The organism is Deinococcus humi, assembly GCF_014201875.1.
Lineage (GTDB): Bacteria > Deinococcota > Deinococci > Deinococcales > Deinococcaceae > Deinococcus > Deinococcus humi.
In genome coordinates, this window is the sequence record NZ_JACHFL010000015.1 from 39555 (window position 1) to 54142 (window position 14588).

A 14588-nucleotide genomic window follows, 5' to 3' on the forward strand; every position below is an offset into this window, starting at 1 on the left:
GTTGTACAAGATGCGGCATTTCCAGCTCCCGCCCTCTACATGGCCAAACAGCCGTTGCAGACGCCAGAATGGGCCACATGACACGTCGGCACCCGCTGAGCAGTCGGGTCCAACCGTGCGGGAGGGGACGGCCTACCCGTGTTCCTCTGCCCGGGCGTCGCGTTCCATCAGGCTGGCGATGCCCACGTCCGGTGTCCACTCGCCTGAGGCCACCCGCGCCACCGCCCGCACGATAGGGAGATCATGACCGTGGGCGCCCGCCCAGGCGTCCAGCAGGCCCGCCGTCCGCAGGCCCTCCACCACCTGTCCACCCTGGGCTGGATTCTGACCGCGCGCAATCGCCTCGCCCGCCGCGCGGTTGCGGCTGTGGCGGCTGGTGGCGGTGGCGACCAAATCACCCAGCCCGCTCAGCCCGTACACGGTGTCCTCCTGTGCCCCCAGAGCCAGCAGATAACGCCTCATCTCGCGCAGGCCACGGGTGATCAGGGCGGCCTTGGCGTTGTCGCCCAGCCCCAGGCCGTCCACCAGTCCGGCGGCCAGGGCCATCACGTTCTTCAGCACACCGCCCAGTTCCACGCCGGTCTCATCGGCGCTGGTGTACACGCGCAGGGCCGGGGACATCAACGCCGACTGCACGGCCAGGGCCAGCGGCTGGTCCGCGCTGGCCACCACCGTGGCGGCGGGCAGGCCACGCCCGATTTCCTCGGCATGGTTGGGTCCGCTCAGCACCGCCACCCGCGCAAACCCCAGTTCACGGGCCAGGGCCGTCAGTTGCCCACCGTCCGGCGCGAGACCCTTGGCGCACAACACCACCCCCAGCCGGCGTGGAAGCTGCTCCAACAGCGGCAGGACGCCCACGCTGGGCACCACCACCAGGGCGAAGTCGGCCCCGCGAACGGCCCCATCCAGGTCAGCGGTCAAGCGCAGGGTCTCGGGCAGAGCCACGCCCGGCAGGTAGTCGGCGTTCACGCGGGTCTGCTCCAGTTCGGCCACCAGCTCCTGGCGACGGGCCCACAGGACCACGTCCTGGCCACTCCGCGCCGCGCTCACGGCCAGCGCCGTGCCCCAGCCGCCTGCCCCCAGCACGGGAAGGGCGCTCATTCCTCCATCCCGGCCTTTCCGGCGACCCACGCGAACACCCACACACGCGGCACGTCCGGCGTGGGCACCGCGTAATCGGGATATTCCACGATCTCCCAGTGTACGAAGCCGGCCACTCGCAGCGGTTCTTCCAGATCGGCGGGATCGTAGCCGCGCTCGCGGTGGGTTTCCACGAATTCACGCAGCTCGCCGCCGTCCAGGATGCGGCAGAACGCCTGCACCACGCCCAGGTCGCTGGCCACGTCGTGGTGGTGGGACCAGTGGTAGTGCACCTCGCCGCCACCGGGCAGGGGGGCCAGCCCCTCGATGGCGTCACCCTCCCACAGTTCGCGCACGCCCAGACGGGTGTTGACGTCGAAGGCCAGCAGACCGCCGGGCTTCAGGTGCGCCTGTGCCCGCGTCAGGGCCGCCGTCAGGTCCTCCACAGTCAACAGGTTGTTCAGACTGTCGAAGACGCAGGTGATCAGCTCAAAACGTTCCGGCACCGCGAAGGTTCGCAAATCGCCTGCCACGAAGTCCACCCCGGGCAGGCGCAAACGGGCCTCGCGGAGCATGTCCTCGCTGCCGTCCAGGCCAGTCACACGCAGGCCCGCCGCCGCCAACTCGCGCGTGAAGCCTCCGGTGCCGCAGGCCAGGTCCAGGGCCGCCGCCCCCTCCAGCGCCAGGCCCCCGTCGCGGGCGTAGGTCAGGACGAAGTCGGCCCAGTAGTCGTACTCCACGTCCGCCATGATCGCGTCGTACACGGCGGCGAGGGCGGTAAACGGCGGGCGCTGCATGGGCCGGAGTATAGGGCGGGCCCGCCCTTCACATGCCTTCCACCTCAAGGCGACGTCAGGTAGCGCCTGCAAATTCGGAGCCTATGAGCACTCGATGAGCCGAGCGGGAAGGCTTTCACGGTAGCCGCGCCCGGCGGTTGCCGTTACGGTAAGAGGGTCAACTGTGTGGCCATCGCCACGAAAATTCAGCTCCAACGGAGGTTCCCCCATGAATAAGCTCCTGATTCCCTTGGCCCTCGTTCCTTTGACCCTCAGCGCCTGCACCCTGGCGGGCAACCCCGTCAAGAAGGACGTGACCGGACAGATTAGAGGCTTTGAAGCCAACCAGAACCTGGGTCTGGCACTGGTGGGTTTCAACGACGGCAAGTACACCGCCGACGGCACCGAGAGCCAGCTGATCGACAAGTTCCTGACTGGCGGCTTCGCGCTGGACCTACCCAGCAATGTGCCCTACGGGACCTACCGGGTGATCGTGTTCCGTGACGCCAACAACAACAACCGCTACGACGCGGGCGACACGGTGCTTAGCAAGGACAATGGCAAGCGCCTGGCCTTTGCCCAGAACGACAACCAGTTCTTCGCTGGCACCAAGAAGGGCTGGAACCTCGTCAACCCCGATGGCAATGTGCAGACCACCGTTCTGAACAACTACGATCTGGACGCTCAATAACCCCTATCTGAATCGAACTGGGGAGGCCACGCGCCTCCCTTTTTCAGGTGCTCAGCAAGTGCTGTAGTTCTTCCTGCCGTTGCTCCAATTCTTCCTCAGAGACCGCTGGAGGCCCGGCTTCTACCCTCAGGTCCCCCAGCGGCACCCAGCTGACGCAGCCCAGCAGGTCCGGCGTTTCCTCCAGGGTCAGCGGCGTTATCAGGGGGCGAACCCGCAACAGCAGGGCGTGTAGCCACAGACGGTTGCGGTAATGGAAGCGGCGCTCAATGGCCCCGGCAGTCAGCGCCTGTAAGGGTTCAAGGCGTAGTGCCCCTTCCAGCGATTCGACCTTCTGCACCGCCACCACCTCGGCCAGGGCGGGCAGCGCGATCTCACCAGGGGCAGGATCGGGGTGCAGCAGCGCCTGATATTCCCCCCGAAGCTCCTGTGGATTCTGGTGCAGGAAGGTGGGGTAAAGCAGAAACTGGCGGTGTTCCACCTCGAAACCGTCGTGCGTTTCCATGATGCCGCCCTTGCGCAGCAGCAGCGAGACGCGGCCCGTGGTCAGCAGCTGACACTGCACGTCCCACTCCTTGAGGGCGCTGACGTTCTGGGGGACGCTGGAATCGGTCGGGGACACGGAGAGAACCATGCACACAGCGTAACGTGGCTGGTGCGGAGGAATGTTGATGGGGTCCGCCCTTACTCGTCTTCCTCGTCGGGCAGCGGCAGGCGAACGCGGAAGGTGGCCCCCCCGCCGGGCGTGTCGATCACATCGATGGTCCCGCCGTGCGAGGTCACGACCTGCTGGGCGATGGTCAGGCCCAGGCCCGCTGAACCGGCTTCCTTGCCCCGGAAGAACTTGTCGAAGATACGCGGCTTGATGGCGTCCGGAACGCCGGGGCCGGTGTCCACCACCCTGACTTCCACTTCACCGGGGCGCAGGCTGCTTTCCAGATGGACCAGTTCCGGCGAGCCGCTGACCCGGATAGCGTTGGTCACCAGATTCATGAACACCTGACTGAGGCGGACCGGATCCCCCACGATCTCGACGTCGTGGTGGGTGGCGCGCACGCCGTAATCGCGCCCGACCTGAGCGATAACCCTGCCCAGATTCATGAAGTGCATCTCGATGCCCTGCACCAGTTCGCCGCGTGAGAGCTGGAGCAGATCGTTCACCAGCCGGGTCATGTTCTCGGCCACCCGCTGGGCGTCCAGCAGCGTCTGCGAGCCGCCCGCCTCGCGCTCGGCGCGGCGCAGGTAGCCGTGCAGGGCGGTCAGCGGCGTCCGCAGTTCGTGACTGGTCTCGGCCAGAAAGGTCTTTTGCATGCTCAGCGCCTCTTCAAGCTGCTTGGCCTGCACCTCCAGGCGCTGGCTCTGCCGCTCGGCGGTATTGCGCAGCCGTTCCACCTCGATCAATCGGGCCTGAAGGTCACGGTTGAGACTCAACACCTCCTGCTCGGCGCGCTCGCGGCTGGCGCGGGCCTCCACCTCGGCAATGGCGCGGCGGATGGTGGGGGCCAGGCGGTCCAGGCGCTGCTTGAGGATGTAGTCGGTGACCCCCTGGCGCAGGGTGTCGACGGCCACCTCCTCGCCCAGCGCCCCGGTCACGATGATGAACGGTACCTCGGGCAACCGGGTGCTGGCGGCCCGGTAAGCGCTCAGGCCATCGTAACTGGGCAGCGCGTAATCGCTGAGGATCAGGTGTGGCGGGTCCGTTTCCAGCGCGGCCAGGAATCCGGCCTCGTCCTCCACCCGGCGCACCTGCAGGGGCCAGGGCAGCTCACCATCCAGGTGCATGACCACCAGTTCGTGGTCCAGCTCGCTGTCTTCCAGGTGCAGCACATTGAGTGCCTCGCCGGGATTGGGGAAACGGTAGCTGCGGCGCGGCGCGGCGGTGGGGCCGGTCACGCACGCTCCCCGGCAGCTTCACTGGCGGGCACGGCGGGCGGCGCATCCAGAGGCGGCTCGTTCAGCGGCAGGGTGATCCAGAATTCGGCCCACTCGTCGGGGCGGGCATCGGCCCCCACCCGGCCACCATGACGGGACACGATGCGCCGGACGTTGGCGAGGCCAATGCCGATGCCTTCAAATTCATCGGCGCGGTGGAGACGTTGAAACACGCCGAACAGTTTATCCAGGTATTCGGGATTAAAGCCCACGCCGTTGTCACGAACCGTTAAGGTGATGCTTCCGGCGTCCACCTGCGCGCTCACGTCGATGGTGGCGTGTTCACGCGTGCGGGTGTACTTGATCGCGTTGCTCAGCAGGTTGCTGATCACCAGCCCCAGTAGCGCGGCGTCACCCGGCACGCGCGGCAGGGTGTCGGGCAGCGTCAGGGTGATGTCGCGGCCCTCACGGTCCGGTTCCAGGCTGTCCCAGCCTGTTTTAAGCAGGGCGCGCAGGTCCACGCTCTCGCGGCGCAGCTCCTGACGGCCCATGCGCGAGAATTCCAGCAGGTCATCGATCAGCTGGCTCATGCGCCCGGCTGAATCGGTGATGATGTTGAGGTAACGCTGCCCCTTGGCGCTCAGGCCGCCGCCGGTGCCCAGGCCCGCCGCCTCGCTCTTGGCCTGCTGGCTGAGCAGTTCCTTGCCCAGCAGGTCGCCGAAGCCCACGATGTGGCGTAGCGGCGTGCGCAGGTCGTGCGAGACGCTGTAGCTGAAGGCCTCCAGCTCGTGGTTGGCGTGCTCCAGTTCCTCGGTGCGGCGCTGCACGCGGTCTTCTAGGGACAGGTTGAGGGCCTGCAGCTCGCGCTGTGCCCCGGCCACCCGTTCCTGCAAGGCATCGTTGTCCAGCGCGGCGGCAAAGCGCCCACTGATCTCCTGCGCCAGATCGTGATCGCGTCCGGTCAGCTCCTGACGGTAGAACAGCCCCAGCACGCCGCACAGCCGCCCGCCCGCGCCCAGCAGCGGGTACAGCAGCGCGCCGGTGCAGTTGACCCCGTGCAGCAGCGGGTGAGACGAGATGAACAGGGGGTCCTCGGTGCGGATGACCTGTTCCAGCAGGCCCTCCAGGAAAGCCCGCATGTGGTCGGTCTGCCACGCCGGATGCAGCGACGAGGACGCCAGCAGTTCCGGGGCTTTGGCCTGATCGGCCTCACCCTTGACCGCCCCCGCTGGAATGGACCACAGCGCCGCGCCCTCCGCGAAGCGCGCGGTGAGCCGCCCCAGGGCGGCGCGGTAGACCGCCGGGCGGTCCTGGGCAGGGGCGCTCAGGTAGGGCGGCAACAGCACGGGAGGCGCGGCGGGCGAACGGGCCGGTTGCAGCCGGGGCTCCGGACGACGGGCGGCCAGATCCTCGGAAATGTCAGCCAGCAGGCGGGCGGCGTTTTCCTCGGTGACCGAATCGTCCACGTCGGTGCTGGTGCCCACCCATTCCAGCACCGCGCCCGCAGGGTCCAGAATTGGCAGGCCACGCGTCACGAAGCTGCGGTAGCGCCCTGCGGCCGAGCGCAGGCGGTGCTCGGCCTCGAAGGGCTGCCCGCTGCGGATGGCCGCTGCCCAGCGCCGCTGGTAGTCGGCGCGGTCCTCCGGGTGCAGCAGCCCCAGGAAGCCGGCAGTGGCCTGCTCCGGCCCCACGTACTCCTCCCAGCGCCGGTTGAATGACAGCGACTCGCCTTGCGGATCGGCCTGCCAGACGATCTGCGGGAGACCCTCCAGCACGCTGCGGTAGCGCTCCTCGTTGCGCTGCGCGAGCCGCTCGGCGGTCAGGCGATCATGGATGTCGGTGGCCGAGGTGATCCATTCCTCGGTCCGCTCCTCCCCGGCGCCGCTTCCAGAGCTGTCCTGCATCCGAATGGGCGACAGGCGCAGGGTGAACCAGCGGCGGCCCGCGTCTCCCACCTGCAGCTGGACCTCAGCGCTGGCGGTGTGCTGCCCCACCTCGCCGCGCTCGCGCACCTCCTGCCACAGCCGCTCAAAGGCGACGCGGCCCTCAGGGGTCATGCGGGCGCTCAGCTCGTCGCCCCCCAACAGTTCCCGGTGCTGGGTGTTGACGTAGGTGACCTGGCCCACCCCATCGCTGACCTGCAGGATGTGCGGAATCGCGTCCAGCACGCCCCGGTAGCGCCGCTCGCCACGCTGAACAGCCCGTTCGGCGGCCAGACGCTCGCTGACGTCGCGAACCACCTCCAGCAGCCCCAGGCGCTGGCCATTGGCATCTTGCACTGCGCTGCGCTGCGCCTCGCCGGTAAAAATGCTGTCGTCGGCGCGGCGGTAGGGCGTGGTCAGGATCTGGAAAGTCTGGCGTTCGGCCAGCCGGGCATCGTGGTGCAGCACCGAGAGCGGCGCGCCGATAAGGGCGGAGGCCGGGTGGCCGAATTGCCGCTCCAGGGCGCGGTTGACCAGCCGGATCTGACCCTGTGGATCGGTGAAGGCAGCGGGATCCTGCATCGACTGGAAGATCGCCTCGAACTCGGCGCGGGCCTGCTCCTGTCGCGCCCGGGCCTGCCCCAGCGAGACGTTCAGCGCCTCGGCCCGGCTGCGGGCCAGCACCTGTGCCCCCACTAGCAGGTAGGCCAGTCCCGAGATCAGCAGGCCGGCCAGCATGACCAGGACCGGGACGCCAGCAGCCGCGTCCTGCCCGAAACTGCGCGGCGCGGTGTAGGTCAGGGTCCAGGGCTGACCGGCCAGGATCAGGTTCAAGCTGTCCTTGAAATACGCCGGACCGCCGCCCCGCGCAAGTGGTTCTCCGGCCAGGGCGACGCCCACCGAGAGGCCATTTTGCACTCCGGGCGGGCGCAGATCGCTCAGGAACTGATCGGCGCGCACCGCCATGTACACAAACCCCTCGGGCTCCGTGGCCTGTCCCCCTCCCTGAGCTGTCGGCCAGACCGGCAGCATCAACAGGAAGCCCGGCAAAGGCTGTCCGTTCGCGTCGCGCTGCAAAAGCGGCACGCGCCCGCTGACCTGCACGTCCGCCTTGGTCCGTGCCAGGTCCAGCGCCGCACGGCGTCCTGGTTCGCTGTACAGATCGAAGCCCAGCGCGGCCCGGTTCTCGGCATTGGGGGGCGCGATTACCGAGATGGGGGCGCGGGCGGTCTGGGGGTCCGGTCCCTCACGTACCGTGTACCCGGGCGTGACCGTCTGGCGCAGCCGCGCGATCAGGGGCGCGGTGTCGCCGTCGGGCAGCCAGGCCCCGAAGCCCAGTGCCTGCACGCCGGGATAGCGCCGCACCAGATCGATGCCGTCCACGAAACGCACGAACTCGGCCTCATCCAGCAGATTGGGATGCACCTGCCAGGCCGCCCGCGCGGTCCGCAGCAGGCGGTCATAGTCGTTTACCCGGTCCTTGAGGGCCAGGGTGTAGGCCAGCGTCTCGCGCTCGAAGCGGTCTCGCTGCTGCGCCTGCACGAAGCCGGAGATCACGAGCGCGGCGGTCAGCGACAGCAGCAGGATCAGCCCCATGACCAGCAACGGCGCACGCCGAGAGGCACTGGCCGCTTGCGGAGTCATGGTGCGCAGGGTCATGGCCCGGCGTCTCCAGCCGCCCCAGCAGGGTTCAGCGCCTCCAGAAACACCGACACGGGCACATCTGTCCCGCTCCACGCCGCAAAGGCCAGCCGCGCCTGGTGCGCCAGCATCCCCAGCCCGTTCTCGGCGCGCAGGCCCGCCGCACGGGCGTCCCGCAGCAGCCGGGTCTCGGCCGGACGGTACACCATGTCGTAGACCAGGGCGCGGGTGTCCAGTTGCGGAAACACGGGCAGCGGTGAGTCGTCCGGCGCATCCAGCCCGGCGCTGCTGGCGTTGATCAGCAGGGTCACGGCGGACCACGGCACGGTTTCCGGCCACGCTGCCCGCCCGCCCAGTTGGGTCGCCAGGGCCTGGGCGCGGGCGTGGGTGCGGTTGACGATCAGCACCTCATGACCGACCTGCCGAAGGGCGTACACCGCCGCCCGCGCCGCGCCGCCCGCGCCCAGCACCACGCTCAGGCCCCCCTTCGGGGCGTCCGCGTCCGCCAGTGCCGCCAGAAAGCCGGGGGCGTCGGTATTGTCACCGCTCAGTCTGCCGCTCTTCTGAACGACCGTGTTGACCGCTCCAATAGCCTGCGCCGCCGGGGTCAGTTCATCCAGCAGGGGCAGCACGGTCTGCTTGTGCGGCAGGCTGAGGTTGGCCCCCAGAACGCCGGACTGCCGCAGCCCAGCCACCGCCTCTGGCAGCTCGGCGGCCAGCACGCGCCGGGCCGTGTAGGTGCCGTCAATCCCCGCATAGGCAAAGGCGGCGCGGTGCATCTGCGGCGACAGCGAATGGGCCGCCGGATCGGCGAACAGGTAGGCCTGCTGAGGGGTGTGGGGACGCTCCGGCACGGTCACAGCTCCCAGTGTAGCCGCGCGCTGTGACCGAACCCTTGCGTGAACAACCATGGAGGTTGGGGGTTTCCTCACGGGTCAATCAACTTGAGACCGGCTCAGCGGGGCCGCCGTGAAGTTTTGTTGTGCGGGCGGTCAGCAACACCCGGTGCTCAAGCCATGATCAAGAAGCGCTGAAATCCGCCAGAGGCAGAATGTGCCGCAGACCACGCCACACCCTGCCCGCACTGCCGAGAATGGAGGCATCCGAATGACCCTTCCTCTTTCCTCTCCGCCGAAGCCGACTTCGGGGGAGGGTGCGCCGTGCGTGGACGCCACGCCGGACCGTGTTGAGCCAACCACAGGAGCCGAGTGACTGACCTGCAACCGCAACAAGACCAGCTTCAGAACAGCCCGACCTCTCCCGCCGTCGGCGCGTCTCCCACCAGCGCCACGGTGACCCTGCAAGACCAGCGCGAGGCCCTGGCCCTGCTCGGGGCGGGCGACGTCAACCTGCGCCGCATGCGTGAGCTGACCCGCGCCAAGCTTGTCGCGCGGGGCGAGACCGTGACCATCACCGGCGACGAGGCCGAGGTCAAACAGGCCGAACGCATGGTCCGCGACGCGCTGGATGTGGTGCGCGGCGGCGGTGAGCTGACCCCCGAGAGCCTGCTGAGATCGGCCCGCATGAGTGGCGAGGGCCGCAGTCTGGCCGCCGAGACCCAGATGTCCGGGCTGAGTCTGCCGCGCGGCCTCAAGCCCAAGACGCCGGGACAGAAGCTGTATCTAGAGCAGATCGCCAGCAGTGACATCACTTTCGGCGTCGGCCCCGCCGGGACGGGCAAGACCTACATGGCCGTGGCCATGGCCATTCAGGCGCTGAAGACCAAGGCGGTCAAGCGCATTATCCTGACCCGGCCTGCGGTGGAAGCCGGGGAAAAACTGGGCTTCTTGCCCGGTGACCTGCAGGCCAAGATCGATCCCTACCTGCGCCCGCTGTACGACGCCCTGCAGGACATGCTCGATCAGGACAAGTTTGAGGCGTACCTGACCAGCGGGGTCATCGAGATCGCGCCGCTGGCCTTCATGCGCGGGCGCACCCTGAATGATGCCTTCATCATTCTGGACGAGGCGCAGAACACGACCGGCGAGCAGATGAAGATGTTCCTGACCCGCATGGGTTTTTCCAGCAAGGTGGTGATTACCGGGGACGTGACCCAGATCGACCTGCCGCGCCACATCACCAGTGGTCTGGCTGTCGCCAAGCGCGTGCTGAGCCAGATCGACGGGATCGCCTGGCACGAATTTACCGAAGTGGACGTGGTGCGCCACCCACTGGTGGGCCGCATCATCAAGGCTTACGAGCAGGCCGAGAACGCGGAGGACGACAAGCGCGCCGCCCGCCGGGGCGAATTTGCCAGCATTCCGGAAGGTGAGGGCGACCCACAGCCCCAGGGTTAGGCCGGGGGCAGGAGGAGGGCTGAGGCGAGGGTTGCGCTTCGGCCCTCTTTGCATTCCTCTTGCACTACGCTGTTCCAGATGATCGACCTTCTGGCCCGCAAGACCCCGCCCCCCGGCCTGCGTCCCGCCGTGCGCGCGGGGCTGGGTGCGGCGATGGCCCATTTCGGCGTGCAGGACCGCGAGGTCACGCTGGTGCTGGTGGGGGACCGGACCATCCGCGCCCTGAAACGGGAACACTGGGGCGAGGACGCCACCACCGACGTCCTGAGCTTTCCCACCTGGGAGCCGGGCGATCCCTTCGTGCCGCCGCATCTGGGCGACATCGTGATCAGCCTGGACACGGCGGCCCGTCAGGCGGCGGCGCGCGGCCACAGCCTGACGCGCGAGGTCACGCTGCTCGCCAGTCACGGCCTGACCCATCTGGTGGGCCACGACCATCCCCACGCCGAGGGGCTGGGTTACGAGGAGGGAGCAACAGGCCCCGAATGGGCGGTGTTCCACGGGGCCTGGCAGGCTGCCGAGGCCGCGCTGCCTACCGGAACCTAGGGCCGTGCGCTCGGACGGCTCGGCCCTCAACGCCCGACGCTGGTGGCGTTCGGCGGGCTTCGCGTGGGAAGGTCTGCGGCACGCCTACCGCTCGCAGGCCAATTTCCGGATTGAGGTCTGGGCGGGTGTGCTGGCCCTGACGGTGACCATCCTGCTGCGCGCCCCGCTGGCCCCGATTGCCCTGGCCTGCGCCCTGGTGCTGGCGCTGGAACTGGTCAATACCGCGCTGGAAGCCGTGGTGGATCTGGCAAGTCCCGAACTGCACCCGCTGGCCAAGGTGGCCAAGGACGCGGCGGCCGGGGCAGTGCTGGTGGCCTCTGCCGGGGCGCTGGCGGTGGGCGTAGCGGTGCTGATGCCGCCCATCTGGAACTGGCTGGGCAGCCGATGAAAAGCATTCCTCAGTTGCCGCCCACTCCCCAGACTGAATCCCGCCTCTCACCGAAGCCGCGCGCAGTCTGAAATCATGCGGGCATGTCCCCCCTTCCCCCTGCCCAGACTGTGACCCTGCGGGGACGCAGACCGCGTGACCTGCCAGTGCTGCGGCGCTGGCTGGCCGACCCGCAGGCCGAGTGGCGCAAGTGGGACGCGCCGTACTTTCACGCAGCGGCCACCACGGCGTCCCTGCTGGCCTACGTGGAGCAACTGGAACGCACCCCCACCCGCTCCGACGAACGTGTGATCGATCTGGACGGCGAGTGCGTGGGCATGGTCAACCGCAGCCAGGAAGAACCGGCAGGCGGCGGCTGGTGGGACCTGGGCATCCTGATCTACGATCCAGCGCACTGGAACCGCGGCATCGGAACGCAGGCGCTGCGGCTGTGGGTCACGGCCACCTTCGACGAGACCGACGCCCACGTCCTGACCTTCACCACCTGGGCCGGCAACACCCGCATGATCCGCGCCGCACAGCGGCTGGGCTTCCAGGAGGCCGCCCGCATCCGCGAGGCCCGACTGGTGGACGGCGTGCGCTATGACAGCGTGCGCCTTGATCTGCTGCGCCGCGAGTGGACGCCCCCGGGGCCGCCGCCCAGCCGATGAGCCGGGACAAGCCGCCGCTGAATCCGCCCGGTTTTCTGGCGACGCAAGACCTCAAGGACCGGGGCTGGACCCCCACGCTGATCATGCGTTTCCTGGGCGAACACGACCAGACCCGGCCCAATGGTCTCAGGATGGGCCGCCGGCGCCTGCCCCCCGTCAAGCTGTATGCCGAGACCCGCGTGCTGGAGGTCGAGCGCGACGACGCCTTCCTGGCCGCCCAGGCCCGCGCCGCCGACGCCCGCGAGCGCGCCGAGCGCAACCGCGCCGTCCGCGACGCCAAGCGTGCTGCGCTGCTGGAGGCGGCTGTAGGGTCATACACGCCCAGCGTTCACCCCGAGCCACTCCGCAAGGGGGCGGTCAGGAAGGCACGTGAGCCGTATCTGGCCGGTGTTGACTTTGCGCTGGACCGCTTGCGACGCGAGATTCCCAAATTGACAGCCAGCGAGGAGGCCCGCCTGGGCGAGTTGCTGCGCGAACGACTGGACGAGGCACTGGCCGCCGCCTACGCGTGGTATCCAGCCCCACATTCCCTTCCGCCGGAGCAGGAGGCTGCACCGGGCCGCAAGAAAGGCAAGGCAAAAGCCAGCGATTGGCGAGAGTGGGACTGGGACTGACGTGTCTTCCGAACGGCTCCACTCTGCTGGCAGAGCCACCTCTGGGCAGGCTATCCTCCGAATAAACGTCTTACCGCTAGCGGTAAGACGTTGTTTTTACGTGGATTATAGGGACAGGACGCTCAGGCGGGGCCGGGTTTTAGTCCACCCTTCGCCGAGGAATCGTCACCGGCCACCACCACCGAACCGGGCAGTTCCAACGGCGGCAGGGTGCCCCCCACCAGCACGGTCTGCACGTCCTCACCGCTGAGGCTTTCGCGGGCGATCAGTTCGTCGGTCAGGCGGTGCAGCACGTGAACATGCTCGGTCAGCAGGGTAACGGCCCGCTCGAACTGACCGTTCAGAATGCGGCCCAGTTCGGTATCGATCTGCTGGGCGGTGTGATCGCTGTAAACGCCCTGCTGCGGGCCGTAACCCAGGTAGGCACTGCTCTCCTGCGCCAGCGCCAGCTGCCCCACCTCGCTCATCCCCCACTCGGTGATCATGCGCCGGGCAATGCTGGTGGCCTGCTGGAAATCGTTGGCCGCGCCGGTGGTGACCTGACCGGTGGCAACCTGCTCGGCAGCGTGACCGGCCAGCGCCACACAGATGCGGTCCAGCAGCGCGCCCGTGGTGTGGTGCATCCGGTCTTCCGGGGTGTACAGCGCCGAACCCAGGCTGCGGCCACGCGGCACGATGGTCAGTTTGTGCGCCTTGTCCGCGTGAGGCAGGAGTTGAGCGGCCAGGGCGTGACCGACTTCGTGGTAGGCGGTGACCTTACGATCGGCCTCCCGCACCACCATGCTGCGCCGCTCGGGGCCCATCAGCACCCGGTCTCTGGCTTCGTCCACATCCCGCCCGGTGATGCGGTTGCGTCCCTCCCGCGCCGCCTGCAGCGCCGCCTCGTTGAGCAGGTTCTCCAGATCCGCTCCCACCATCCCTGCCGTGCGCCGGGCCACCACGCCCAGGTCCACGCTCACGTCCAGCGGCTTTTTGCGCGCGTGAATCCTCAGGATGTGTTCGCGGCCCCGCACGTCGGGGGCGTCCACCACCACCTGGCGGTCAAAGCGTCCCGGACGCAGCAAGGCAGCGTCGAGCACATCCGGGCGGTTGGTGGCGGCCAGGATGATCACTTCCTGGCCGCTGCCGAACCCGTCCATTTCCACCAGCAACTGGTTGAGGGTCTGCTCGCGCTCGTCGTTGCCGCCCTGCATCGAGACGCCGCGCTTGCGGCCCACGGCGTCGATCTCGTCGATAAAGACGATGCACGGCGCACTCTTGCGCGCCTGTTCGAACAGGTCACGGACGCGGGCGGCGCCGACACCGACGAACATCTCGACGAAGTCCGAGCCAGAGATGGAGAAGTACGGCACCTTGGCCTCGCCGGCGACGGCTTTGGCCAGCAGGGTCTTGCCGGAACCAGGCGGACCGACGAGGAGGACGCCGTGGGGGATGCGGGCGCCGAGCTGGTGGTATTTCTCGGGCTGACGCAGGAAGTCCACGACTTCCTGCAGGTCCTGCTTGGCCTCGTCGCAGCCGGCGACGTCGGTGAAGTTCAGCTTGATCTGCCCCTCGGCAATCACCGCCGCCTTCGATTTGCCAAAGGCTCCGGCGGCGTCGGCCCCCGAGTTCTGGCGGCTTCGCAACAGCAGGATGACCAGCCCCACGATCAGGGCCAGGGTCAGCAACACGCTCAGCACGCCGAACACGCTCAGGCGCGACGGCGGAGTGTAGGCCACCGTCACGCCCCGGTCCTGGAGGCGGGCAAGCTCGATCAGGGGATCGTTCGCCAGGGTGCGGGTCCGGTAGGGCTGGCCATCCTGAAGCTGACCGTTCACCACCGCCGTACCGTTCTGGAACGTGATGTTCGCGCTCTGAACCTGGCCGCCGCGCACGCTGGCGGCGAAATCGGTCAGGGTCATCTCGTTGGCGTTGCCACGGGGCAGGGTCAGGCTGACCACCACCAGCACCATCAGCACACCGCCCATCAACCCCCAGCCCCAGGGCAACCGCTTCATGCGGACCGTCCACCAGTGGCTGGGCAGCGGGCAATTGTGCGGGGCGACATACGCTCAGTCTATGCCGCAGGCCGCAGAAAAGTTTGGAATGAAAGTGGACATTGCAGCGGCCCTACC

Annotated in this window: 13 protein-coding genes; 6 read left to right on the forward strand and 7 right to left on the reverse strand. The window is 68.2% G+C overall.

Features of this window, described 5'->3' with window-relative positions; genetic code table 11:
* Positions 1-132: 132 nt before the first annotated feature.
* On the reverse strand, positions 133-1101 hold the full coding sequence (locus HNQ08_RS20430) for an NAD(P)H-dependent glycerol-3-phosphate dehydrogenase (RefSeq protein WP_184136305.1): 969 nt from the start codon (positions 1099-1101) through the stop codon (positions 133-135).
* Complete coding sequence (locus HNQ08_RS20435; protein ID WP_184136307.1) at positions 1098-1877, reverse strand: class I SAM-dependent DNA methyltransferase; 780 nt, start codon at positions 1875-1877, stop codon at positions 1098-1100. The genes HNQ08_RS20430 and HNQ08_RS20435 overlap by 4 nt, the downstream gene beginning before the upstream one ends.
* A 208-nt stretch (positions 1878-2085) precedes the next feature.
* Here HNQ08_RS20435 and HNQ08_RS20440 point away from each other — a divergent pair, with 208 nt between their 5' ends.
* Positions 2086-2547 carry a hypothetical protein gene (locus HNQ08_RS20440; RefSeq protein ID WP_184136309.1) on the forward strand — a complete coding sequence of 154 codons (462 nt, stop codon included), beginning with the start codon at positions 2086-2088 and terminating at the stop codon, positions 2545-2547.
* Between the two features lie 43 nt (positions 2548-2590).
* Here the strand turns inward: HNQ08_RS20440 and HNQ08_RS20445 are convergent, their stop codons facing one another.
* From HNQ08_RS20445 to aroE, 4 genes are read right to left on the reverse strand one after another with little or no spacing between them, the layout of a single operon-like run.
* Entirely contained in the window at positions 2591-3178 is a 588-nt protein-coding gene (locus HNQ08_RS20445) for a DUF1802 family protein (RefSeq protein ID WP_184136311.1), read from the reverse strand.
* Between the two features lie 50 nt (positions 3179-3228).
* The gene (locus tag HNQ08_RS20450; protein ID WP_229790257.1) at positions 3229-4437 is read right to left on the reverse strand and encodes an ATP-binding response regulator; all 1209 of its coding nucleotides are present in this window, start codon (positions 4435-4437) and stop codon (positions 3229-3231) included.
* Entirely contained in the window at positions 4434-7997 is a 3564-nt protein-coding gene (locus tag HNQ08_RS20455; RefSeq protein WP_229790258.1) for a CHASE domain-containing protein, read from the reverse strand. The genes HNQ08_RS20450 and HNQ08_RS20455 overlap by 4 nt, the downstream gene beginning before the upstream one ends.
* Entirely contained in the window at positions 7994-8839 is an 846-nt protein-coding gene (gene aroE, locus HNQ08_RS20460) for a shikimate dehydrogenase (protein WP_268240034.1), read from the reverse strand. Before aroE ends, HNQ08_RS20455 begins: the two co-directional genes overlap by 4 nt.
* Positions 8840-9271: 432 nt before the next feature.
* On the opposite strand from aroE, the gene HNQ08_RS20465 reads away from it, so the two are divergent.
* The 5 genes from HNQ08_RS20465 to HNQ08_RS20485 all read left to right on the forward strand — a co-directional run bounded on the left by HNQ08_RS20465 (position 9272) and on the right by HNQ08_RS20485 (position 12474).
* Positions 9272-10276 (forward strand): PhoH family protein, encoded by a 1005-nt coding sequence (locus HNQ08_RS20465; RefSeq protein WP_425321364.1) that lies wholly within the window; start codon positions 9272-9274, stop codon positions 10274-10276.
* A gap of 78 nt (positions 10277-10354) precedes the next feature.
* Positions 10355-10822, forward strand: coding sequence for an rRNA maturation RNase YbeY (ybeY, locus tag HNQ08_RS20470; RefSeq protein WP_184136317.1), 468 nt, complete (start codon positions 10355-10357; stop codon positions 10820-10822).
* A gap of 4 nt (positions 10823-10826) precedes the next feature.
* Entirely contained in the window at positions 10827-11210 is a 384-nt protein-coding gene (locus HNQ08_RS20475) for a diacylglycerol kinase (RefSeq protein ID WP_184136319.1), read from the forward strand.
* A gap of 83 nt (positions 11211-11293) precedes the next feature.
* A complete protein-coding gene (locus HNQ08_RS20480; RefSeq protein ID WP_184136321.1) occupies positions 11294-11860 on the forward strand; it encodes a GNAT family N-acetyltransferase in 567 nt (188 codons plus the stop codon).
* Entirely contained in the window at positions 11857-12474 is a 618-nt protein-coding gene (locus HNQ08_RS20485; protein WP_184136487.1) for a hypothetical protein, read from the forward strand. The genes HNQ08_RS20480 and HNQ08_RS20485 overlap by 4 nt, the downstream gene beginning before the upstream one ends.
* 122 nt (positions 12475-12596) lie before the next feature.
* On the opposite strand, the gene ftsH is transcribed toward HNQ08_RS20485, so the two are convergent.
* Positions 12597-14471 carry an ATP-dependent zinc metalloprotease FtsH gene (gene ftsH / locus HNQ08_RS20490; protein WP_184136323.1) on the reverse strand — a complete coding sequence of 625 codons (1875 nt, stop codon included), beginning with the start codon at positions 14469-14471 and terminating at the stop codon, positions 12597-12599.
* Positions 14472-14588 lie beyond the last annotated feature (117 nt).